Consider the following 20,112-nt stretch of genomic DNA (forward strand, 5'->3'; position numbering starts at 1 on the left):
GGTCGGTGGTGCCACGGGGGGCGTTAGCGGGCGGGCGGCCCGCGCGCCTAATCCGCGGGGGGGGGGGGGGCGAGTGCCCCGCCCACGCCGTCGCTGTGTGGTGGTTCAGTTCGTCAGACCCCGACCCTCTCCCCTTCGACAGCCGGAGGCGGCGGCGAGGACACGGCCTCGGGGGACTCGTCGTGACTGAGGTCCGGCAGGCGGTTCAGCCACTTCGGGAAGTACCAGTTGCGTTCGCCGAGGAGGGCCATGACCGCCGGGAGCAGCACACCGCGGATGATCGTCGCGTCGATGAGGACCGCGGCCGCGAGGCCCACGCCCATCTGCTTCATGGACTGCATGGACAGCGTGCCGAAGATCGCGAAGACGGCGACCATGATGACGGCGGCGCTGGTGATGACACCGGCCGTCGTGACGACCCCGTGCTGGATGGCGTCCCGGGTCGTCAGCCCCCGCATCCGCGCCTCGCGGATTCGTGAGACGACGAACACGTGGTAGTCCATCGAGAGCCCGAAGAGGATCACGAAGAGGAACAGCGGCAGCCAGGTGATGATGGCGCCCACGCCCTCCGCGCCCACCAGCGAGGCGCCCCAGCCGTGCTGGAAGACGGCGACCAGGATGCCGTAGGCCGCCCCGACCGACAGGAGGTTGAGGACGATCGAGGTGATCGCGATCGTCAGCGAGCGGAACGACAGGAGCATCAGCAGGAAGGCGAAGACCACGACGAAGGCGAAGACCGGTGCCACCGCGCTGACGAGCTGGTCGTTGAAGTCCTTCGAACCCGCCACCTGACCGGTCACCGGCGCCTCGACCCCGTCGACCTTGCCGAAGGTCGCCGGACGGACCTCGTCGCGGATGATCTCCAGGCTGTTCTCGGCCTTGTCGAGGTTCGAGCCGCCCACCAGCGGTACGTACACGAAGGCGACGTTCTGCGCATCGTGCACCTTGACCTCGACCGGACCGCGCGAGGCACCCGAACTGACCGCCTGCTCACGGAAGTCGGCGATCGCGGACTTCACCTCGGCGGAGTTGATGTCGGTGGCCTTGACGACCACCTCGGCCGGGTCGGAACCGCCGGGGAATGCCTCGTTGACCCGCTCGTACGTCTTCACGATCGGCAGTGAGTCGCCGAACTCCTGGTCCAGCGTGAGGTTCTGGGTCTTCATGCCGAGCGCGGGAGCCGCGATGGCCAGCAGCGCACCGGCCGCGACCACCAGCGAGATCGCCGGCTTGGCCAGCACCACCCGCAGGACGCTCGTCCAGAACCGGCTTCCGTTGTCGCCCGAACGGCCGTTGCCGGAACCGCCGTTGCCCGAACCGCCGTTGGCCTTGCGCCGCTTGTCCGGGTGCAGGAACGGGATGCGCCCCTTCTCGACCCGCGTACCGAGCAGCGAGAGGACCGCGGGCAGCACCGTCACCGAGCCGACCATGGCGACCGCGACGACCATCAGAGAGGCGAGCCCCATCGCCTTGAAGGTGGCGATTCCCGTGAACAGCATGCCCGCCATCGCCACGCACACCGTGACACCGGAGACGATGATGGCGCGACCGCTGGTCGCCGCGGCGATCCGCAGCGCGGTCTCGGGGTCCCTGCCCGCCGCGCGCTCCTCGCGCTCGCGCCGCAGGTAGAACAGGCAGTAATCGACGCCGACCGCCAGGCCGACGAGCAGCATCACCGAGCTCGATGTGTCGTCCATCGGCTGGATGTGGCTGACGAGCATCATCAGGCCCATCGTGGCCACGATCGCGGTGATCGCGAGCAGGACCGGCACCAGGGCCGCCACCAGCGCGCCGAACGCGACCAGCAGGATGCCGAGGGCCACGGGGACGGCGGAGTATTCGGCCTGCTTGAAGTCGTTGCCGAACGCGTCGTCGAACGTCTTGTTCATGCTGGCGCCGCCGATCTCCTCGATCAGCACCGATCCATGATCCTTCTGCACCCCCTCGACGGCCTTCAGTACGGGCTCCACCCGCTCGCCCGCCGTCTCCGCGTCGCCGCGCATGTCGAACTGCACGAGCGCGCTGCGGCCGTCCTTGGAGATCGTGTCCGTGTCGTACGGCGAGGCCACGTTGGTCACCTTGCCGGTGCCCTCGACCGCCTTCATCACGGCGTCGACGGCGGCGCGGAACTCGGTGCTCGTCGCCTTGACGCCCGCGTCCCTGCCCTGGACGAGCACGGTTTCCCCGGCCGGCTCCTCGATCCCCGCGTCCTCCGCGATGGCCGCGGCCCGGCCGGTCTCGCCGCTGAGCTGGTCGCTGTCCTTGAGTTCGACCGTGCCCGCCGCAGAGCCGAGCCCCATCGCCAGAACGACGAACAGCACCCAGATTCCGACGGCCGCCCAGCGGTGCCGGGCACTCCAGCCGCCGGCCCGGGCCGCTATGCCCCGTACCCGCGTGTCTCTGTTACCCATGACGGGCTTGCCCCCTCGTCTCCGGTGCCGGCCCCCTGCCGGCACCTTCTGATTCGAAGGTATGGGGCGGATAAGAACCTCTCGTCGTGCTGCCCGGTGAGGTGAGTGGGGCCCGAGTCCTCCCCTCGGACCCCGCGACCTCAGCACTGAGGAGGATGAAAGCCCCTTACATGTAAAGCGGCACCTCGGGGGTCGTGATCAGGGTGTCCGGTCTGTCCCCCGCCTGTCCCCCGCCTGTCCCCCGCCCGTCCGTCGCCTGCCCCTTCCCTGTCCCCGGTCCGGGTCCGATCTGCCGGGGAAGATCCTCTTTGGTGTTACGAAAGCTTGTTGAACAAGTCACAGCTGTGTGCGGGGGTTGAACTGAGCGCGCCCATCGGCCAGGGTTTTGAGCCAACCGGCCGGTAACTTTCAGTGTCCGGCCGACCGGGAACAGCGGCCGTCGTGCCCACCCCCACGGGGCACGACGGCCGCTTTATGGTGTGCGGATGACTGTGGACATGACGACGTACGCGGCACTGCTGCGCGGGATCAACGTGGGCGGCAGCAGAAAGGTCCCGATGGCCGAGCTGCGCACCCTCATGGAGGGCCTCGGATACGCGGGCGTCCATACCTACCTCCAGAGCGGGAACGCCGTCTTCTCCAGCGACCACGGCGACGAGGACACGCTCGCCGCGGAACTTTCGGGGGCGCTGGAGAAGCACTTCGGCTTCACGGTCGACATCCTGGTGCGCGACCACGCCTATCTGCGGGCCGTCCTCGACGCCTGCCCGTTCCCGGCCGCAGAGCTGGAGGCCAAGCAGCTGCACGCCACCTACTTCTCCGAGCCGGTCGACGCCGAGCGCTTCGCGTCGGTCGACCAACAGGCCTTCCTGCCCGAGGAGTTCCGCCTCGGCGACCGTGTCCTCTACCTGTACGCCCCCGACGGCCTCGGCCGCTCCAAGCTGGCGGAGACCCTGTCGAAGCCCCGGATGTCGAAGGGGATCATCGCCACCACACGGAACTGGAACACCGTCACCAAACTCGCGGAGCTGACCAGTGGCTGACCACGGCCCCGCCGTCGAGGCGGCCATCGAGGGCGAACTGAGCCTCCTCGACCCGGAGATCCGCCGCTCGCCCGAACTCCTCGGGGCGCTGCTGCACCCCGACTTCCACGAGTTCGGCGTCTCCGGGCGGCACTGGGACCGCGCGTCGGTCATCGACGCGCTGGCTACGGCGAAGGAATCGGCAACGGGCCCTGGCATCACCTCCCGGGTGAAGGGCGTCGAGCTCGCCCCCGACCTGGTCCACCTCACCTTCGACACGGAGCACAACGGCCGGTACGCGCACCGGAGTTCGCTGTGGCGGCGGACGGGGGAGGGATGGCTGCTGTACTTCCACCAGGGAACGCCGTTCAGCCCCGGAGGCTCTCGGGAAGCCTGACCTGCCGGACACCGAGGTAGGTCGTGTACGAGGTGATCTCCGCCGGGACGGTGAGTCGGGGGTCCGCGTACAGACGCCGGATCTCCTCGGTCGACACGGCCTCCGCTGCCGTCACCGCGGCCACCGCGTCCAGCAGTGCGAGATCCTCCGCGGTCACCTCCGGCTCCTCCTTCGCCGCGAGCCCCCACGCGTCCCACGGCAGCACCTCCACCCCGCCGAGGGCCGCGAGATCCCGTACGACGTTGCAGCGTACGAACCACAGGCCCTGCAGGGTGGCGGTGGGGAGGGGGATCCCGAAGGCGTCGGGGTCCGCGTCGCCCGCCCGGCACGCCTGCCAGGCGGCTCCGGCGACGAGGAACAGGTCCCGTGGGACGTCCAGCGGATCGAAGGGCACGTCGTGCGCCCCGTCGGCCACCTGGGCGTCCGCGAGCCGCCAACTGGCGTCCGGCAGACGGTATTCGGTGACCCAGTGGTCCGCGTGGGTCACGGGGGAGGAGCCGTCCTCGAAGTACGTGGCGAAGCCGCACCGGACGCGTGCGGGGGTGCCCGTCGCCCTCAGGAACGCGCACATCAGCAGCGCGAAATCCCGGCATGTGCCGGCGAACCGCTCGCCCAGCTCCCGGTGTTCGGTGAGCGGCGCCGCTCGACGCTCACGCAGGATCCGCAGGATCGCGCTCACATACCGGGCCTCGGCGTCCTCGCGCCGGCGCTCCTCGGGCATCGTGTACCCGAAGTGCCCGCCCTCCTCACGGTGAATGAGCAAGTTCCGTACGAGGGCGGCGAGTTCACGCGGGTCGGCGGGCAGGTCGGCCGGTACGGCTCCGGGGTCGCTGTACGGGCTCTGCCTGAGGTGGAAGTCGTTGGAGTCCATGCCCCGGAGCGTGGAGTCTGCCCCAGGGGCAAGGTCAAGCACGGTCGGGCGAGGTCAACCGAGGGCGTCGAGGCGGGACATGTCCTCCCCGCCGAGCTGGAAGTTTTCCGGAATCATTGATGGAGCGTACACACGCCTGTGGCAGGCTCGGACGCATGCGCTACATCATCATCGGAGCAGGGGCTGTGGGCGGGGCCATCGGCGGTCGCCTCGCAGAGTCGGGGCACGACGTGGTGCTGGTCGCGCGTGGTGCGCAGTACGAGGCGCTGCGCGAGCGGGGGCTGCGCCTGGTCACGCCCGACGGGCCGCACACCCATCGGCCGCCCGTCGTCGACGGACCGCACGCGCTCGGCGAACTGGGCGCCGACGACGTACTCGTACTCGCCGTCAAGACGCAGGACAGCGAGAAGGCGCTGGACGCCTGGGGACCCGTGCCCGTCGCGGGCGGGGGCACGGCGGCCGAGCGGCTGCCGCTGGTCTGCGCGCAGAACGGCGTGGAGAGCCAGCGGCTCGCGCTGCGCCGCTTCCGGAGGGTGTACGGGGTGTGCGTGTGGCTGCCCGCGACGTTCGTCGAGCCGGGCGTGGTGTCCGCCGCCGGTACGCCGCTCACCGGGATCCTGCACCTCGGACGCTATCCGCACGGCACGGACGAGACGGTACGGGGCATCGCCGCCGACCTGTCCGCGTCCCGCTTCGAGGCGCCGGTCGTGGCCGATGTGACGCGCTGGCAGTACGCCAAACTCCTCGGCAACCTCGCCAACTCGATCGAGGCGGTCAGCGGCGTGCTCACCAGTGAGGAGGGCATCGCGCTCTACGGCCGGGTTCGTGCCGAGGGGGAGGCAGTACTGGCCGCCGCGGGCATCCCGTACGCCTCCGAGGAGGAGCAGAAGGAGGCCCGCGCCGACAAGATCCGCTTCGAGCCCTTCGACGGGTCCGAGCGGGGTGCCGGGTCGTCGTGGCAGTCGCTGAACCGTGGCACGGGGACGATCGAGGCGGACTATCTCAACGGGGAGATCGCCCTGCTGGGGCGGTTGCACGGCGTACCGACACCGCTCAACGACCTCCTGCAACGGCTCGCCAACGACTTCGCGCGTGAGCGGCGGGCGGCCGGCTCGATGCCGGTGGCCGAGCTCGTGCGGCTGGCCGGGGACGCTGTCGCGTTTGTTCAAGAGGGCGAGTCGCCGCGTCCCTAGCGTGGGGCACATGGACAAGAACGCGAACAAGAACGTGGGCAAGAGCTCGGACCAGGAGAGCGCGAACGGGCCCTACACGATCGGGAACCTGTACCCGTCCATGGTCGAATGCGCCGCCGAGGCCGCCCGGGTCGCGCGCGGGGTCACCGCGGCGCAGCTCGCCGGAACCACCCACTGTCCCGACTGGGACGTCCGGGCCCTGGTGAACCACTGGGTGCTCTACACCTCCCACGGCCTGGAGCATCGGGCACTGCGCAAGCCGCTGCCCGAGTCGCTGACCGGGCGGGACTTCGCTGCCGAGGCCGGGTGGGCGTCCGCGTATGCCGCCCAGCTGGACCGGGCGGTTGCCGCGTGGGCGGATCCGGTGGTGTGGGAGGGGGAGGTGGACCTCGGCATGGGATCCATGGCGGCTCCCGAGCTGGCCTCGATGGTCGTCAAGGAGATGGCGCTGCACGGGTGGGACGTGGCCACGGTGACCGGGCAGGAGTACCGCATCTCCGACACGGCGGCCGGTGTCGTCCTGGACGTCGTGACCACCCACGGTGACCTCTACCGCCAGTACGACGGGTTCGCCGCCGCTGTCCCGGTGCCGTCCGACGCCCCTGTCTTCGCCCGGGCCCTCGGCCTGAGCGGGCGTGACCCCCGCCTTGCCCGTGCGGGCGCCTGAACGAACCTTTCTCGCCCCCGCCGCCCCTACCCATTCCCGTCACTGACTCAGGGGCTCCGCCCCCGAACCCCCAAAAGATTGCGCAGTTCCCCGCGCCCCTAGGTCTTTAGGCCTTTAGGGGCGCGGGGAACTGCGCGACCAGCCACAACGAACCCGCACCCGACAACGAACCCCACGGGGCCTGGGGCGGAGCCCAAATGCCCGGGTCAGGCGCCGATCGCTGTCAAGGCTGGGGTTCGGGCGGCGTCGTAGCGGTGCAGGAGGACGCGGGCCACCTCCGGGGACGCGCCCAGGACGTCGGCGAGGACGTCCGCCTCGGCGGCACCCCGGGCGATCCGGTCGGGGAGGAAGCCGGGCGCCAAGACGTACGGCGCGACAGCCACCCGCGCACACCCAAGCGCACGCAACTCCCGCACAGCATCCCCCGTACGAGGCAACGACGCGGAGGCGAACGCAGGCCGCACGGCGCACCAACCGGTCCGCCGCCACTCCCGCGCGATTTCTGCGATCACTGCGATCGCCTCCGGGTCCGTGGACCCCGCCGAGGCCAGCACGACCCCGGTCGAGGACTTGTCGGCGGGGGACAACCCCGCCTCGTACAACCGCCGTTCGAGCGCGGCGGTCAGCAGTGGCGACGGGCCGAGGACATCCGCCTGCCGGATCCTCAGCCGTGCCGGAGCCTCGCTCAGCACCGCCGGGATGTCCGACTTCGCATGGAAGGCCCGGGTCAGGAGGAGAGGGAGCGCCACTACGTCACGTACTCCCTCCGCCGCCAGAGATTCCAACACCCCCGAGACCGACGGGATGTTGAAGTCCAGGAAGCCGGTCTCCACGCGCACGCCCGGGCGCAGGGCCCGTACGCGCCGTACCAGGGCGTGCACGGTCGCGGCATGGCGCGGGTCGCGGCTGCCGTGGGCGATGACGAGAAGTACCGGTCGGGGCATGGGAGTTCAGCTCTTCACGAGGAGACCGCGGCTGCGCAGTACCCACCGCTCCAGCGGACTGAAGATGAGCAGGTCGATGGCGATTCCGACGATCAGGATGAGGAGGATGGCGAGGAAGACCATGGACATGCTGTTGGCGGTGCGGCCGTTCTCCAGGAGTTGGCCGAGGCCGATGCCCAGGTCGGGTGAGGAGGCGATGATCTCGGCGGCCATCAGGGAGCGCCAGGAGAAGGCCCAGCCCTGCTTGAGGCCGGCGAGGTAGCCGGGCAGGGCGGCGGGGATCACGATGTGCCAGGTGCCGCGCAGTCCCGTGGCGCCGAGGGTGCGGCCGGCCCGCAGGTAGAGCGGGGGTATCTGGTCGACGCCGGAGACCAGCCCGTTGGCGATCGAGGGGACCGCGCCGAGCAGGATCACCGCGTACATCATCGAGTCGTTCAGCCCGAGCCACAGGACGGCCGGCGGCACCCACGCCACCGACGGCAGCGACTGCAGTCCGGACAGGATCGGGCCGATCGCCGCGCGGACGAACTTCACCCGGGCGACCAGCAGACCCAGCGGCGTGCCGATCGCCAGGGCCATGAGGAAGCCGAGGAGACCGCGCGAGACGCTGGTCCAGATGTACTCCAGGAGCGTGCCCTGGAGCCAGGCCTCGCTGATCTCGTCCCAGACCGCGGACGGCGCGGGCAGCTTGTAGCTGTCGGTGACCTTCGCCCAGACCAGGACCTGCCAGACGACCAGCACCAGTGCCACGGCGACGATCGGGGGGAAGATCTTCTCCACGAAGGTCCTGCGGAACGGGGCCCGCCCGGTCTGGACGGTCTCCAGCGCGTCCAGGCCCGCTTCGAGTCCGGCGAGATCGTTGCCGTCCTTGACGGCTTTCGTCTCAGTGCTGGCCATGGCGGCGGATCTCCCCACGCAGTTGTTCGGTGATCTCGACGGACAGTTCCGCGACGGCGGAGTCCTCGATACGGCGTGGCTGCGGGATGTCGACCGTCCACTCGTGCGCGATACGCCCCGGGCGGGAGGACAGCAGCACCACCCGCTCGGCGAGGCGGACGGCTTCGCGGACGTTGTGGGTGACGAACAGGACCGACACGCTGGTCTCGCGCCAGATGCGGGTCAGTTCGTCGTGCAGCACGTCCCGGGTGATCGCGTCCAGGGCGGCGAACGGCTCATCCATCAGGAGCAGTTTGCTGTCCTGGGCGAGCGCGCGGGCCAGCGCGACGCGCTGGCGCATCCCGCCGGACAGCTCGTGCACCCGCTTGCCATACGCGCCCGTCAGCCGGACGAGAGCGAGGAGCTCCTCGGCCTTGTCGCGCCGCTCGGCCTTGGTCACACCCCGTAGTTTCAGGGCGAGTTCGATGTTCTTGCCGGCGGTCAGCCAGGGGAACAGGGCGTGTTCCTGGAACATCAGCGCGGGGCGGCCGTCGGTGCCGATCGTGCCCGCCGACGGCTGGTCGAGGCCGGCGACGAGGTTGAGGAGGGTGGACTTGCCGCAGCCGGAGGCTCCCAGGAGGGTGACGAACTCGCCGGGGGCGACATCGAGGGTGATGTCGTCCAGGACGAGCTGGCGGCCGGCGGGTGTGGTGAAGGACTTCGAGACGTGCTCGATCCGCGCGGCGTACTCCACCGACGATGCCGTGTCGGCGGCCTTGGCGAGGGCGGTTGCCATGGTCGTCACCTCCTGGGAACTCATGCGGATAACGGGGCGGGTGTCCGGGCGGGTGCGGGGTTACTTGACGCCGAGGCCGGCGTCGTCGACGGTGCTCTTGCCCTCGGCGGTGAGGACCTTGTTCAACGGCCTGAGGTCGTAGATGCCGTCCAGTTTGGGCTGCTTGAGCAGGCCCGCCTTGACCGCGTGGGCGGCCTCGGTGTTCAGGGTGGAGGCCAGCGGGTCGTCGGTGAACTGGATCGACTTCCACGCCGGGTCCAGCACATTGGCGGGCAGCGGCTTGCCGGACAGTTCCTGGAGCTTGGTGTTGGCGGCGGCCTTGGCCTTGTCGGGGTTGGCGTTGATCCAGGTGTTGGTCTTCACCGAGCCGCGCAGTACCGCCTGCACCACGTCCGGGTGGGCGGCCAGGAACTTCTGGGAGACGATGATGTTGGTGATGACGAACTTCTTGTCGGGCCACAGGTCGGCCTCGTCCAGGAGGACCTTGCCGCCCTCGGCGACCAGCTTGGAGGCGGTCGGCTCGGGCACCCACGCACCGTCGATGGAACCGGACTTGTAGGCGTCCGGGGTGATCTTGTTGTCGGTGCGGACCACGGAGACGTCGCCCTTGCCGCTCTGCGCGTCGACCGTCCAGCCCTGCTCGGCGATCCAGTTGAGGAAGGCCACGTCCTGGGTGTTGCCCAGCTGCGGGGTGGCGATCTTCTTGCCCTTGACGTCCTTCAGCGACTTGACCTTGTCCGGGTTGACGACGAGTTTCACGCCGCCGGAGGCGGAGCCGCCGATGATCCGCAGGCCCTTGCCGTCGGTGGTGCTGTAGCCGTTGATGGCGGGGGAGGGGCCGATCCAGCCGATGTCGATGGAGCCCGAGTTGAGTGCCTCGATCTCGGCGGGGCCCGCGTTGAACTGGGAGTAGGTGGCCTTCGTGCCGCCGAGTTCCTTCTGCAGCAGCCCTTCCTGGTCGCCGATGAGGGCGGTGGCGTGCGTCAGGTTGGGGAAGTAGCCGATCCGCACGGTGTCCGCGGAGAGCTTCTTGCCCTCGGCCGCCACCTTCGACGTGTCGTTGTCCTTCGACTCGGACCCGTAACCGCAGGCAGCAAGCGTGAGCAGAGGCAGCGCGGCTATGGCAGCGAACGTTCGCCGGAAGGCGGTGGATCGGTTGGCAGGCACGGGAGGGGTTCCTCTCGTTGGCCCGGCGGTCACGTCTCTCAGGTCGTGGCCGGGAGGTCGGCAGGTCTTCGTCGTATCCGCGACGGCGGGCGGGGGGACGGGGCGCGCAGGCAGTGCGCGTACGTCATTCCGCACATCGCGCCACCCCGCCCTGCCCGCTGCCCAGGGCGCCGCTGCCGACGCGGCCGCCCTCCTTCGCGAACGTGGAGTAGAAGTCGTGGGAGGTCATGTCAGAAGTCCCAGCCGTCGTCGTCCGCCTCGGCCTTGACCGGCTCCGGAGAGGCGAAGGACTCGCCGACCATGCCCGCGGTGAGCGTGGTGCCGTCGGACGGGTCGATCAGGATGAACGAACCGGTGCGCCGGGAGTCGGCGTACGAGTCGACGGGCAGCGGCTCGGCCGTACGGATCTTGACGCGGCCGATGTCGTTGGCGTCCAAGTGGCCCGGGTGCGGGTGCAGCGACAGGTCGTCGAGCGTCAGCCGGGACGGGATGTCCTTGACGAGCGCCTTGACCGTACGGGTGCCGTGCTTGAGCAGCACGCGGTGGCCGATGGTCAGCGGCGCGTCGGCCACGTGGCAGACGGTCGCTTCGATGTCCTGCGTCGTCGCGGGCGCGTCCTGGGTCGGCACGAGCAGGTCGCCGCGCGAGATGTCGACGTCGTCCTCCAGGAGGACGGTCACCGACTGCGTCGTCCAGGCCACGTCGACGGGCTCGCCGAGCAGGTCGATCGCGGAGATCCGCGACGTACGGCCGGAGGGCAGCACGGTGACCGACTCGCCGACACGGAAGGCGCCGGCCGCGATCTGGCCCGCGTACCCCCGGTAGTCCGGGTGTTCGGCGGTCTGCGGACGGATCACGAACTGCACGGGCAGCCGCGCGTGGCAGGTCGTGAGGTCGTGGCTGACCGGGACCGTCTCCAGGTGCTCAAGGAAGGTCGGGCCGCCGTACCAGTCCATGTTCGCGGACGGGTCCACCACGTTGTCACCGGCGAGCGCGGAGATCGGGATCGCAGTGATCTCGGGGACGCCCAGCTCGGAGGCGTACGCCGTGAACTCCTCGGCGATCGCCGCGAAGACGGACTCCTTGTACTCGACCAGGTCCATCTTGTTGACCGCGAGCACGACGTGCGGGACGCGCAGCAGGGCGGCGATCGCCGCGTGGCGCCGGGTCTGCTCGACGACACCATTGCGGGCGTCGACGAGGACCACCGTCAGCTCGGCCGTGGAGGCGCCGGTGACCATGTTGCGGGTGTACTGCACGTGTCCGGGGGTGTCGGCGAGGATGAACCGGCGCCGGGCGGTGGCGAAATAGCGGTAGGCCACGTCGATGGTGATGCCCTGTTCGCGTTCGGCGCGCAGGCCGTCGGTGAGCAGTGCGAGGTCGGGTGTGTCCTGGCCTCGGTTGCGGGAGGCGTGTTCCACGGCTTCCAGCTGGTCGGTGAGGACCGACTTGGAGTCGTGCAGCAGCCGGCCGACCAGGGTGGACTTGCCGTCGTCGACGGACCCGGCGGTCGCGAACCGCAGCAGGGTCGTCGCGGACAGCTGCTCGACCGACAGCGGCACGGTGGGTTCGGTGGTGCTCGTCATGGTTAGAAGTACCCCTCGCGCTTGCGGTCTTCCATCGCGGCCTCGGACATCTTGTCGTCGGCGCGGGTGGCGCCCCGCTCGGTGAGCCGGGAGGCGGCGATCTCGGTGATCACGGCGTCCAGCGTGGTGGCGTCCGAGTCGACGGCACCCGTGCAGGACATGTCACCGACGGTCCGGTAGCGGACGAGACGGGTCTCGACCGACTCGCTCTCCTTCGGGCCGCCCCACTCGCCGGCGGTCAGCCACATGCCGGCCCGCTGGAAGACCTCCCGCTCGTGCGCGAAGTAGATCTCCGGGAGTTCGATGCCCTCGCGGGCGATGTACTGCCAGACGTCCAGCTCGGTCCAGTTGGACAGCGGGAACACGCGGACGTGCTCGCCGGGGGCGTGCCGTCCGTTGTAGAGGTTCCACAGCTCGGGCCGCTGGCGGCGCGGGTCCCACTGGGAGAACTCGTCGCGCAGCGAGAACACCCGCTCCTTGGCCCGGGCCTTCTCCTCGTCCCGCCGACCGCCGCCGAACACCGCGTCGAACCGCTCGGCCTGGATCTTCTCCGTCAGCGGCACCGTCTGCAGCGGGTTGCGCGTCCCGTCCGGGCGCTCCTTGAGGGCTCCGCGGTCGATGTAGTCCTGCACGGAGGCCACGTGCAGCCGCAGCCCATGCTTCTTCACCGTGCGGTCCCGGTACTCCAGGACCTCCGGGAAGTTGTGCCCGGTGTCCACGTGCAGCAGCGAGAACGGCACCGGAGCGGGCGCGAACGCCTTGAGTGCCAGGTGCAGCATGACGATGGAGTCCTTGCCGCCGGAGAACAGGATCACCGGCCGCTCGAACTCCCCCGCCACCTCGCGGAAGATGTGCACCGCCTCGGACTCCAGAGCGTCCAGGTGGCTCAGGGCGTACGGGCTGTCGGTCCCCTCCTCGGAGACATCGGCAACGGTCGTCGTCATGCGAGACCCCTCTCGGCGAGCAGCGCGTGAAGCGCCGCCGCGGACTCCTGCACGGACTGGGTGTGCGACTCGATGCGCAGATCGGGCGACTCGGGCTCCTCGTACGGGTCGTCGACCCCGGTGAGCCCCGAGATCTCGCCCGCCGCCTGCTTGGCGTACAGACCCTTCACGTCCCGCTCGCTGCACACCTCGACCGGAGTCGCGACATGTACCTCGATGTACGCGGCCCCGCTCGCCTGGTGGCGCTTGCGCACCGCCTCGCGGCTGTCCGCGTACGGGGCGATGACCGGCACCAGCGTCTTGACGCCGTTGCGGGCCAGCAGGTCGGCGAGGAAGCCGATGCGCTGTACGTTCGTGTGCCGGTCCTCGCGGCTGAAGCCGAGGCCCGCCGTCAGGAACGTACGGATCTCGTCGCCGTCGAGCACCTCGACGCGGTGGCCCTCCTCGCGCAGCCGTCCGGCCAGTTCGTACGCGATGGTGGTCTTGCCGGCGCTCGGCAGACCCGTGAGCCAGATGGTGGCTCCGGTCACTTGGTTCTCCTGAATCGTCGTCATGGTCAGCCGTGCAGCCCGCACTCGGTCTTCGAGCGGCCCGCCCAGCGGCCGGCGCGCGCGTCCTCGCCCTCCAGCACCCGGCGGGTGCAGGGGGCGCAGCCGACGGACGCGTAGCCGTCCATCAGCAGGGGGTTGGTGAGTACGCCGTGCTCGGTGACGTACGCGTCGACGTCGTCCTGCGTCCAGCGGGCGATCGGCGAGATCTTGACCTTGCGGCGCTTCTCGTCCCAGCCGACGACCGGGGTGCTCGCCCGGGTCGGGGACTCGTCGCGGCGTAGGCCCGTCGCCCAGGCGCTGTACTTGGTGAGCCCTTCTTCGAGGGGCTTGACCTTCCGCAGTGCGCAGCACAGGTCGGGGTTGCGGTCGTGCAGCTTCGGCCCGTACTCGGCGTCCTGCTCGGCCACGGTCTGGCGCGGGGTGAGCGTGATGACGTTGACGTCCATCACGGCCTCGACCGCGTCCCGGGTGCCGATGGTCTCCTCGAAGTGGTAGCCGGTGTCGAGGAAGACGACGTCCACGCCGGGCCTCGCGCGGGAGGCGAGGTGGGCGACCACCGCGTCCTCCATCGAGGAGGTCACGCAGAACTGCTTGCCGAAGGTGTCCACCGCCCACTGGAGGATCTCCAGCGCGGAGGCGTCCTCCAGGTCACGGCCGGCCTGCTCGGCGAGAGCCTTGAGCTCGGCGTCCCGGCCGCGCTCAGGGTCGGCCCGATTCTTGCTGTCGGTATCGGTATCGGTCTGAACGGTCGTCATATCTCGTCCCCTCCACCGTCGTTGCGCTGAACTCCCCGGGACAGCAGCCCCAGGAACTTCAGTTGGAAGGCTCGATTGCATGCCGCGCATTCCCACGCGCCGTGCCCCTGCTCACTGGGACGCAGGTCCTCGTCACCGCAGTAGGGGCAGTAGAAGGGCGCCGCACGCTCACTCACGACAACGCCTCCTCAGAAGCACGGGTGGCCCACGCGGCGAAGCGTTCGCCGTCCTCGCGCTCCTCCTCGAAGCGCTTGAGCACGCGCTCGACGTAGTCGGGCAGGTCGTCCGAAGTGACCTTCAGGCCACGGACCTTGCGGCCGAAGCCGGCCTCCAGACCGAGCGCGCCGCCGAGGTGGACCTGGTAGCCCTCGACCTGCTCGCCCTGGTCGTTCAGCATCAACTGGCCCTTGAGACCGATGTCCGCGACCTGGATACGGGCGCAGGCGTTCGGGCAGCCGTTGATGTTGATGGTGATGGGCTCGTCGAACTCGGGGATGCGGCGCTCCAGTTCGTCGATCAGGGAGGCACCGCGGGCCTTGGTTTCGACGATGGCGAGCTTGCAGTACTCGATGCCGGTGCAGGCCATCGTGCCGCGCCGGAAGGGCGACGGCTTGGCGGTCAGGTCGAGCGACTCCAGGCCCTCCACAAGCGAGTCGATCTGGTCCTGCTCCACGTCGAGCACGATCATCTTCTGCTCGACGGTGGTGCGCAGCCGGCCGGAGCCGTGCGCCTCGGCCAGTTCGGCGATCTTGGTGAGGGTCGCGCCGTCCACGCGGCCCACGCGCGGGGCGAAGCCGACGTAGTAGCGGCCGTCCTGCTGCCGGTGCACACCGACGTGGTCGCGCCAGCGGGCGACCGGCTGGTCCGGGGCCGGACCGTCGACGAGCTTGCGGTTCAGGTACTCGTCCTCAAGGATCTGCCGGAACTTCTCGACGCCCCAGTCGGCGACCAGGAACTTCAGCCGGGCGCGCGTACGCAGGCGCCGGTAGCCGTAGTCGCGGAAGATCGACAGGACGCCGATGTGGACGTCCGCGACCTCGTCGAGCGGCACCCAGGCGCCGAGGCGCTGGCCGATCTTCGGGTTGGTGGAGAGGCCGCCGCCGACCCAGAGGTCGAAGCCGGGGCCGTGCTCCGGGTGGTTCACACCGACGAACGCGACGTCGTTGATCTCGTGCGCCACGTCGAGCAGCGGAGAGCCGGAGATCGCGGTCTTGAACTTGCGGGGCAGGTTCGAGAAGTCCTTGTTGCCGATGACCCGGCGGTGGATCTCCTCGATGGCCGGGGTGCCGTCGATGATCTCGTCCTCGGCGATCCCGGCGACGGGCGAGCCGAGGATCACCCGGGGCGTGTCACCGCAGGCCTCGGTCGTGGACAGCCCGACGGCCTCCAGGCGCTCCCAGATCTCCGGGACGTCCTCGATACGGATCCAGTGGTACTGGACGTTCTGCCGGTCGGTGAGGTCCGCGGTGCCCCGCGCGAACTCCTGCGAGATCTCGCCGATGACCCGCAGCTGCTGGGTGGTGAGGCGTCCGCCGTCGATCCGCACCCGCAGCATGAAGTACTTGTCGTCCAGCTCCTCCGGCTCCAGGATCGCGGTCTTGCCGCCGTCGATCCCGGGCTTGCGCTGGGTGTAGAGGCCCCACCAGCGCATACGTCCGCGCAGGTCGTTGGGGTCGATCGAGTCGAAGCCCCGCTTGGAGTAGATCGTCTCAATGCGTGTCCGCACGTTGAGACCGTCGTCGTCCTTCTTGAACTGCTCGTTGCCGTTCAGTGGGGTGTAGTGACCCACGGCCCACTGACCCTCGCCGCGGTGACGGCTCACCTTGCGGCGGGGCGTTGCGGCAGCGGGATTCTGTGGGGTGGCGGCCATGGTTCTACGTCCTTCGGGACAGGTGGATGCGGCTCTTACCTGCGCGTGTGGGCGCATACGGGCATACGCGCGCGTCTTTGCGCGGGGCGAGACAAAGGGGATGTCGGCAGTGCTGGGCTCGGGGTCAGAGGCCCCCGGTGCCTTGTGTCAGCAGGCCGGACAGATGGCGCTGGACATGCGGCCGAGGTCGACGTGCCGCCGACTCACCAAGGCAATTCCAGTTCCAGACATGACGGAAGCGTGTCACGGCGATCTGGACACAGTCCAGCTTCGTCCACGATGCGGACACCCTTGTCTCGATATGCAAGACAAGGGTGGTGTCGGTCACAGAGCCGGTCGCACGGCCGGGGACATGGCCCGGATCCGGCCACGTCGTGCCAGGTCAGCCTACGTGTGCTCCGGGCCAGGGCCCGGGTGCCGTCACGTCCGGCTCCTCCTCGACCTTGGTGTCGAAGAGCTTGAAGCCGCGGCGCAGGTAATTGTCCATCGCGTGCTCGCCGTCCTTGCTGCATGTATGCAACCAGACGCGCTTCGTCTGCGCCCGCCCCGGCCAGCGGTCGGCGAGGTCCCAGGCCCGTGCCACGCCGTGGGAGAGGAGGTACCCGCCGATGCGCCGGCCCCGGAAGGCGGGGATCAGCCCGAAGTAGACGATCTCCACGACACCGTCGTCCTGCGGCTCCAGCTGTACGTACCCGGCGGGCGTCCCGCGGTCGTACGCGACCCAGGTCTCGGCGCCCGGCCGGTCCAGGTCCTCCTGCCACTGCGCGTACGTCCAGCCGAGCCGGTCCGTCCAGCGGATGTCGCCGCCGACCGCCGCGTACAGATAGCGGCTGAACTCGGGGGAGGGCACCTCGGCGCGGACGATCCGGACGTCGCCGTCGGGGGCGGCGGCGGGCAGCTGGTCGGCCGGGGAGACCTGCTCCAGGGACCACGTGGTCACAGCGATGCTCATGCGGGCCAGCGAACCACGAAGGCGGGCCCCGCTCCAAAGCGGGGCCCGCCTCCACGGGTGCTCACGTTGACGGCTCGCGCGGGCTCACCGCTGACGCCCGAGGCCGGGCCGCCGGAGCCTTCGGACTACTCCACCGAGCCGTCGACCTCCGACAGCGGGACCGCGTACAGCACGCGCTCCGGGATGGCGGGCAGCTCCCATTCGTTGTCCTTGTTCGCCGCCCACTCCGTGAGGGTCCACAGCTCGCCGGTCTCCTGCCAGTACGACAGGGACTCGGTGTGCTGCCCCCAGCAGGCGTACGACCCGCCGGCCCCGCACTTCGCGGCCTTGGCGGTGCTCTCGTTCTGCCGCCAGAGCGTGCCGTGCCGGTCGCGGGTGCCCGGCGCGTACCCCGCGTACCAGTCGGGCTCGCTCGCGCCGCTCGGTTTGTGGGAGAGGACGCCCTGCAGCCCGACGGCCTCGGTCTCGTACGCCTCGTCGGCGTTCACGTCGCCACTGGCGTTGCTGCCGAGCAGGCCCGTGCGGTCGCTCGCGGTGCTGTAGTGGTAGCGCCAGACGCGGGCCGGCTCAGTGCTGGTCGAGCTGAACCACTCGTTGGCCACCAGGCTGTCCGGGGTCGACGTACGGTCCAGGGAGATCGAGCCGAAGCAGGGGACCGCGTTGTTATTGCTCGCGGAACAGGCTCCACCGGTGAGGTTGTACGAGCCGATGGCCGGCATCACGTACTGGTAGCCGCGCGCCGACCAGCCGCCGCTCACCTTGCCGATCTCGGTGCTGTTGACGTCGGCCTGGAGGATGCGGTTCATGTCGAAGACGAACAGCGCGTTGTTGTGGTCGGCGCCGTTCTTCGCGGTGACGATCAGCTTGTCCTGGTACCAGACCATGCCGCCGACGTGGGAGCGGACCGCTCCGAAGTCCTTGCCGCCGGAGAGCGGGGCGACCAGCAGGACCCAGCGGTACCTGAGGTTCTCCGGGTCGTTCGCGTCGATGAACGCGACCCGGGCGAGGCCCTTGTCGTCGGCGGGTTCGCCCGCCTTGTGGTCGTTGTGCGTCCAGCCCGCGAGGATGACCCGGTCGGAGCCCCACTTGCCGTCGTTGTCGGCGTCCCCGGAGGTGGTGACGGACTGCGGCAGCCACTTCTGTGTCGTCGCGTCCCCGCTGTCCCAGCAGTAGGCGCGGGTGGCGGTCGGCTCGACGGGCAGGGCCGCCGACTCGGTGTCGTCGCAGTCGGCCTTGTTCCGCATCGGGTGGTCGGCGCTGTCGAGGACGGCGTCGACCCCGACGTTCCCGCCCATTCCGCTCTGGAGCGTGTCGAGCGTCGTGCCGCTGACCAGGTTCTCGTGCAGCTGGAGCTTGTTGACCTCGGAGGAGGAGGTGATCGACGTCAGCGGGCCGGGGTTGTCGCTTCCGGCGGCCTGCGAGGTGCTGATGATGGTGGCGGCGGCGGTGAGGGCGAGGGCGGTCCCGGACAGCGTGGCCCGCAGGACACGCCCCTTGTTCCGGCGGCGGTGTCTGCCTCGGTACGTCATAGGTCCTCCCGTCGTCGGCCAACTGCCTCCTGCGATCCGGCGGTTGAGCGCCGGAGGGGGCGGATGTGGGGGGCCGTGGGAAGGATGGTACGTCAGGGTGTGGCGAGTCCGGTCGAATACACCGGAATAGGTCTGGGGCGGTTCGCTCTGCGGGTTGGGCGGGGGTGTCGTGTTTTGGCTGCCGGCCGGTGGGGGCTTGTCGCGCAGTTCCCCGCGCCCCTTAAAAGCAAGGGCTACCGCCCCCTATTGAAGGCAAGGGCTACCGCCCCCTACGAACGGGGCGCGTGCCTTGCCCTCAGTACTCCCGGTGCCGTTGAGTGGGGGAGTAGGTCCAAGGGGTCCGGTGGCAGGACTGGTTGGACCTCTGCCGACTCGCAGAAACGATACGGCCGGTGGTCCAGGACCGCGCCCAGGTATCGGCGTACGCGTGACATCTCGGCTCGTACGGTCACCGTGCGGGTGGGGTCGCCGAACAGGGCGTCGGCCAGGGCCGCGGCGCTGAGGCCCGTGCGGTGCAGGGCCAGGAGGTAGAGCAACTCGGCGTGGCGCGGGCTCAGTTCGTGGGTCCAGGTGCCGGTGACGCCTGCCACGGTCACCGACCAGCGGCGCGGCTGCGACAGGTCGAGGGCGATCCGGGTGGCGCCGCGGGGCGCGGGCTCCTCGTCCGAGGCACGCACCAGCCAGCCGCCGGGCAGCGGTTCCACCGAGCAGGGGCCGAGCGTGGGCAGCCAGATCCGGTCCGTGCCGATCGTGCCGGGCAGCGCGAGCCTGTCCACGTACGGCATACCGGTGATCGCGGCGGTCCAGCCGTCCTTGTCGACGGCGAGCGCGCGGCCGGTGACCCGGGCGAGCACCGGCGCCGCCACCGCGCGCAGCCGGTCGAGCGTGGTCAGATGCCGCTCCCGCAGCCGTGCCTCGGCGAGCTTGGCCACCGAGTCGACCCAGGCGAGCGTCGCCGGGTGCATGGTCTCCCAGGGCCCGCTGATGTCCACGACCCCGATCAGCCGGCCGTCGCGCGGGTCGGTGATGGGCGCGCCGGTGCAGGTCCAGGCGGAGTGCGTGCGTACGAAGTGTTCGGCGGCGAAGACCTGGACGGGGCGGCGGGCGACGGCGGGCGTGCCGACACCGTTCGTGCCGACGACCTCCTCGCGCCAGTCCGCGCCGATCTCGAAGCCGAAGCCGTCGGCCTTGCGCAGCACGGACCGGCTGCCCTCGCGCCACAGCACCCGGCTCTGCGCGTCCGCCACGACCATGATGTGCTGGGTGGTGTCCGCGACCGACAGCAGCCCCTGCCGCAGTACCGGAAGGACGTGCCGCAGCGGGGAGTCGCGCCGGCGCCGCTCTATCTCGTCGGGGCCGAGCACCCCGGCCCGGAAGTCGTGGTCGGGATCGACGCCGGAGCGCAGCATCCGCCCCCAGGACTCCCCGATGACCGGCCGCGGGTCGAGCCGGGCGCGCTCTCCGGCCAGCGTCGCGTGGCGCACCTCGTCGAGCACCCGTGCCGCCTGCGCTGCGTCCACCGCGGCGAGCCGCGTCACGTCCATCGGCGAGTACACCACTGGGTCCTCCCGGAGAGCCTGA

At 70.0% G+C, this 20,112-nt stretch carries 20 protein-coding genes; 4 read left to right on the top strand and 16 right to left on the bottom strand.

Annotated features, from left to right (window positions below; all coding sequences use genetic code 11):
* Positions 1 to 113: 113 nt before the first annotated feature.
* Positions 114 to 2,411, bottom strand: coding sequence for an MMPL family transporter (locus tag ACFWXQ_RS10020; RefSeq protein ID WP_386267929.1), 2,298 nt, complete (start codon positions 2,409 to 2,411; stop codon positions 114 to 116).
* Between the two features lie 497 nt (positions 2,412 to 2,908).
* On the opposite strand from ACFWXQ_RS10020, the gene ACFWXQ_RS10025 reads away from it, so the two are divergent.
* Positions 2,909 to 3,454, top strand: coding sequence for a DUF1697 domain-containing protein (locus ACFWXQ_RS10025; protein WP_383955938.1), 546 nt, complete (start codon positions 2,909 to 2,911; stop codon positions 3,452 to 3,454).
* Positions 3,447 to 3,830, top strand: coding sequence for a DUF4440 domain-containing protein (locus ACFWXQ_RS10030; protein ID WP_383955929.1), 384 nt, complete (start codon positions 3,447 to 3,449; stop codon positions 3,828 to 3,830). The genes ACFWXQ_RS10025 and ACFWXQ_RS10030 overlap by 8 nt, the downstream gene beginning before the upstream one ends.
* Here the strand turns inward: ACFWXQ_RS10030 and ACFWXQ_RS10035 are convergent.
* Positions 3,802 to 4,701 carry a transglutaminase domain-containing protein gene (locus tag ACFWXQ_RS10035; RefSeq protein ID WP_383955926.1) on the bottom strand — a complete coding sequence of 300 codons (900 nt, stop codon included), beginning with the start codon at positions 4,699 to 4,701 and terminating at the stop codon, positions 3,802 to 3,804. The genes ACFWXQ_RS10030 and ACFWXQ_RS10035 overlap by 29 nt on opposite strands.
* Before the next feature lie 155 nt (positions 4,702 to 4,856).
* Here ACFWXQ_RS10035 and ACFWXQ_RS10040 point away from each other — a divergent pair, with 155 nt between their 5' ends.
* Positions 4,857 to 5,894, top strand: a complete 1,038-nt coding sequence (locus tag ACFWXQ_RS10040) for a ketopantoate reductase family protein (RefSeq protein ID WP_383955923.1) — start codon at positions 4,857 to 4,859, stop codon at positions 5,892 to 5,894.
* 100 nt (positions 5,895 to 5,994) lie between these two features.
* Complete coding sequence (locus tag ACFWXQ_RS10045) at positions 5,995 to 6,561, top strand: TIGR03086 family metal-binding protein (protein ID WP_383955935.1); 567 nt, start codon at positions 5,995 to 5,997, stop codon at positions 6,559 to 6,561.
* A gap of 206 nt (positions 6,562 to 6,767) precedes the next feature.
* Here the strand turns inward: ACFWXQ_RS10045 and ACFWXQ_RS10050 are convergent, their stop codons facing one another.
* From ACFWXQ_RS10050 to ACFWXQ_RS10115, 14 genes are all read right to left on the bottom strand, one after another.
* The gene (locus ACFWXQ_RS10050) at positions 6,768 to 7,505 is read right to left on the bottom strand and encodes a sirohydrochlorin chelatase (RefSeq protein ID WP_383957172.1); all 738 of its coding nucleotides are present in this window, start codon (positions 7,503 to 7,505) and stop codon (positions 6,768 to 6,770) included.
* 6 nt (positions 7,506 to 7,511) lie between these two features.
* Positions 7,512 to 8,402, bottom strand: a complete 891-nt coding sequence (locus ACFWXQ_RS10055; RefSeq protein WP_383957174.1) for an ABC transporter permease — start codon at positions 8,400 to 8,402, stop codon at positions 7,512 to 7,514.
* Positions 8,389 to 9,177 carry an ABC transporter ATP-binding protein gene (locus tag ACFWXQ_RS10060; protein WP_383957181.1) on the bottom strand — a complete coding sequence of 263 codons (789 nt, stop codon included), beginning with the start codon at positions 9,175 to 9,177 and terminating at the stop codon, positions 8,389 to 8,391. The genes ACFWXQ_RS10055 and ACFWXQ_RS10060 overlap by 14 nt, the downstream gene beginning before the upstream one ends.
* 60 nt (positions 9,178 to 9,237) lie before the next feature.
* Positions 9,238 to 10,344 (bottom strand): aliphatic sulfonate ABC transporter substrate-binding protein, encoded by a 1,107-nt coding sequence (locus tag ACFWXQ_RS10065; protein ID WP_386267932.1) that lies wholly within the window; start codon positions 10,342 to 10,344, stop codon positions 9,238 to 9,240.
* Between the two features lie 230 nt (positions 10,345 to 10,574).
* Positions 10,575 to 11,930: a sulfate adenylyltransferase subunit 1 gene (locus ACFWXQ_RS10070; protein WP_383954977.1), complete on the bottom strand. Its 1,356-nt coding sequence runs from the start codon at positions 11,928 to 11,930 to the stop codon at positions 10,575 to 10,577.
* A gap of 2 nt (positions 11,931 to 11,932) precedes the next feature.
* Positions 11,933 to 12,874 (bottom strand): sulfate adenylyltransferase subunit CysD, encoded by a 942-nt coding sequence (gene cysD / locus ACFWXQ_RS10075; RefSeq protein WP_386267934.1) that lies wholly within the window; start codon positions 12,872 to 12,874, stop codon positions 11,933 to 11,935.
* Positions 12,871 to 13,428, bottom strand: coding sequence for an adenylyl-sulfate kinase (gene cysC / locus ACFWXQ_RS10080; RefSeq protein WP_361915254.1), 558 nt, complete (start codon positions 13,426 to 13,428; stop codon positions 12,871 to 12,873). The genes cysD and cysC overlap by 4 nt, the downstream gene beginning before the upstream one ends.
* A 2-nt stretch (positions 13,429 to 13,430) precedes the next feature.
* Positions 13,431 to 14,180 (bottom strand): phosphoadenylyl-sulfate reductase, encoded by a 750-nt coding sequence (locus ACFWXQ_RS10085; RefSeq protein ID WP_383942415.1) that lies wholly within the window; start codon positions 14,178 to 14,180, stop codon positions 13,431 to 13,433.
* Complete coding sequence (locus ACFWXQ_RS10090) at positions 14,177 to 14,356, bottom strand: hypothetical protein (protein ID WP_055616311.1); 180 nt, start codon at positions 14,354 to 14,356, stop codon at positions 14,177 to 14,179. The genes ACFWXQ_RS10085 and ACFWXQ_RS10090 overlap by 4 nt, the downstream gene beginning before the upstream one ends.
* Positions 14,353 to 16,050: a nitrite/sulfite reductase gene (locus ACFWXQ_RS10095; protein ID WP_383942412.1), complete on the bottom strand. Its 1,698-nt coding sequence runs from the start codon at positions 16,048 to 16,050 to the stop codon at positions 14,353 to 14,355. Before ACFWXQ_RS10095 ends, ACFWXQ_RS10090 begins: the two co-directional genes overlap by 4 nt.
* A gap of 147 nt (positions 16,051 to 16,197) precedes the next feature.
* Positions 16,198 to 16,281: a putative leader peptide gene (locus ACFWXQ_RS10100; protein ID WP_313904670.1), complete on the bottom strand. Its 84-nt coding sequence runs from the start codon at positions 16,279 to 16,281 to the stop codon at positions 16,198 to 16,200.
* Positions 16,282 to 16,432: 151 nt separating this feature from the next.
* A complete protein-coding gene (locus tag ACFWXQ_RS10105; protein WP_383942409.1) occupies positions 16,433 to 17,002 on the bottom strand; it encodes a GNAT family N-acetyltransferase in 570 nt (189 codons plus the stop codon).
* Positions 17,003 to 17,127: 125 nt separating this feature from the next.
* On the bottom strand, positions 17,128 to 18,531 hold the full coding sequence (locus ACFWXQ_RS10110; RefSeq protein WP_383942406.1) for a hypothetical protein: 1,404 nt from the start codon (positions 18,529 to 18,531) through the stop codon (positions 17,128 to 17,130).
* Positions 18,532 to 18,800: 269 nt separating this feature from the next.
* The gene (locus ACFWXQ_RS10115; protein WP_383942402.1) at positions 18,801 to 20,090 is read right to left on the bottom strand and encodes a GAF domain-containing protein; all 1,290 of its coding nucleotides are present in this window, start codon (positions 20,088 to 20,090) and stop codon (positions 18,801 to 18,803) included.
* Positions 20,091 to 20,112: the final 22 nt, after the last annotated feature.

The sequence above is a fragment of the Streptomyces sp. NPDC058697 genome (assembly GCF_042715345.1).
GTDB lineage: Bacteria > Actinomycetota > Actinomycetes > Streptomycetales > Streptomycetaceae > Streptomyces > Streptomyces liliifuscus.

What these genes read in the sequence shown, in the direction of transcription:
- ACFWXQ_RS10020 (WP_386267929.1), bottom strand. Translation starts at nt 2,411, where the DNA reads ATGGGTAACAGAGACACGCGGGTACGGGGCATAGCGGCCCGGGCCGGC.
- ACFWXQ_RS10025 (WP_383955938.1), top strand. Translation starts at nt 2,909, where the DNA reads ATGACGACGTACGCGGCACTGCTGCGCGGGATCAACGTGGGCGGCAGC.
- ACFWXQ_RS10035 (WP_383955926.1), bottom strand. Translation starts at nt 4,701, where the DNA reads ATGGACTCCAACGACTTCCACCTCAGGCAGAGCCCGTACAGCGACCCC.
- ACFWXQ_RS10040 (WP_383955923.1), top strand. Translation starts at nt 4,857, where the DNA reads ATGCGCTACATCATCATCGGAGCAGGGGCTGTGGGCGGGGCCATCGGC.
- ACFWXQ_RS10045 (WP_383955935.1), top strand. Translation starts at nt 5,995, where the DNA reads ATGGTCGAATGCGCCGCCGAGGCCGCCCGGGTCGCGCGCGGGGTCACC.
- ACFWXQ_RS10050 (WP_383957172.1), bottom strand. Translation starts at nt 7,505, where the DNA reads ATGCCCCGACCGGTACTTCTCGTCATCGCCCACGGCAGCCGCGACCCG.
- ACFWXQ_RS10055 (WP_383957174.1), bottom strand. Translation starts at nt 8,402, where the DNA reads ATGGCCAGCACTGAGACGAAAGCCGTCAAGGACGGCAACGATCTCGCC.
- ACFWXQ_RS10060 (WP_383957181.1), bottom strand. Translation starts at nt 9,177, where the DNA reads ATGGCAACCGCCCTCGCCAAGGCCGCCGACACGGCATCGTCGGTGGAG.
- ACFWXQ_RS10070 (WP_383954977.1), bottom strand. Translation starts at nt 11,930, where the DNA reads ATGACGAGCACCACCGAACCCACCGTGCCGCTGTCGGTCGAGCAGCTG.
- cysD (WP_386267934.1), bottom strand. Translation starts at nt 12,874, where the DNA reads ATGACGACGACCGTTGCCGATGTCTCCGAGGAGGGGACCGACAGCCCG.
- cysC (WP_361915254.1), bottom strand. Translation starts at nt 13,428, where the DNA reads ATGACGACGATTCAGGAGAACCAAGTGACCGGAGCCACCATCTGGCTC.
- ACFWXQ_RS10085 (WP_383942415.1), bottom strand. Translation starts at nt 14,180, where the DNA reads ATGACGACCGTTCAGACCGATACCGATACCGACAGCAAGAATCGGGCC.
- ACFWXQ_RS10095 (WP_383942412.1), bottom strand. Translation starts at nt 16,050, where the DNA reads ATGGCCGCCACCCCACAGAATCCCGCTGCCGCAACGCCCCGCCGCAAG.
- ACFWXQ_RS10100 (WP_313904670.1), bottom strand. Translation starts at nt 16,281, where the DNA reads ATGTCTGGAACTGGAATTGCCTTGGTGAGTCGGCGGCACGTCGACCTC.
- ACFWXQ_RS10105 (WP_383942409.1), bottom strand. Translation starts at nt 17,002, where the DNA reads ATGAGCATCGCTGTGACCACGTGGTCCCTGGAGCAGGTCTCCCCGGCC.
- ACFWXQ_RS10110 (WP_383942406.1), bottom strand. Translation starts at nt 18,531, where the DNA reads ATGACGTACCGAGGCAGACACCGCCGCCGGAACAAGGGGCGTGTCCTG.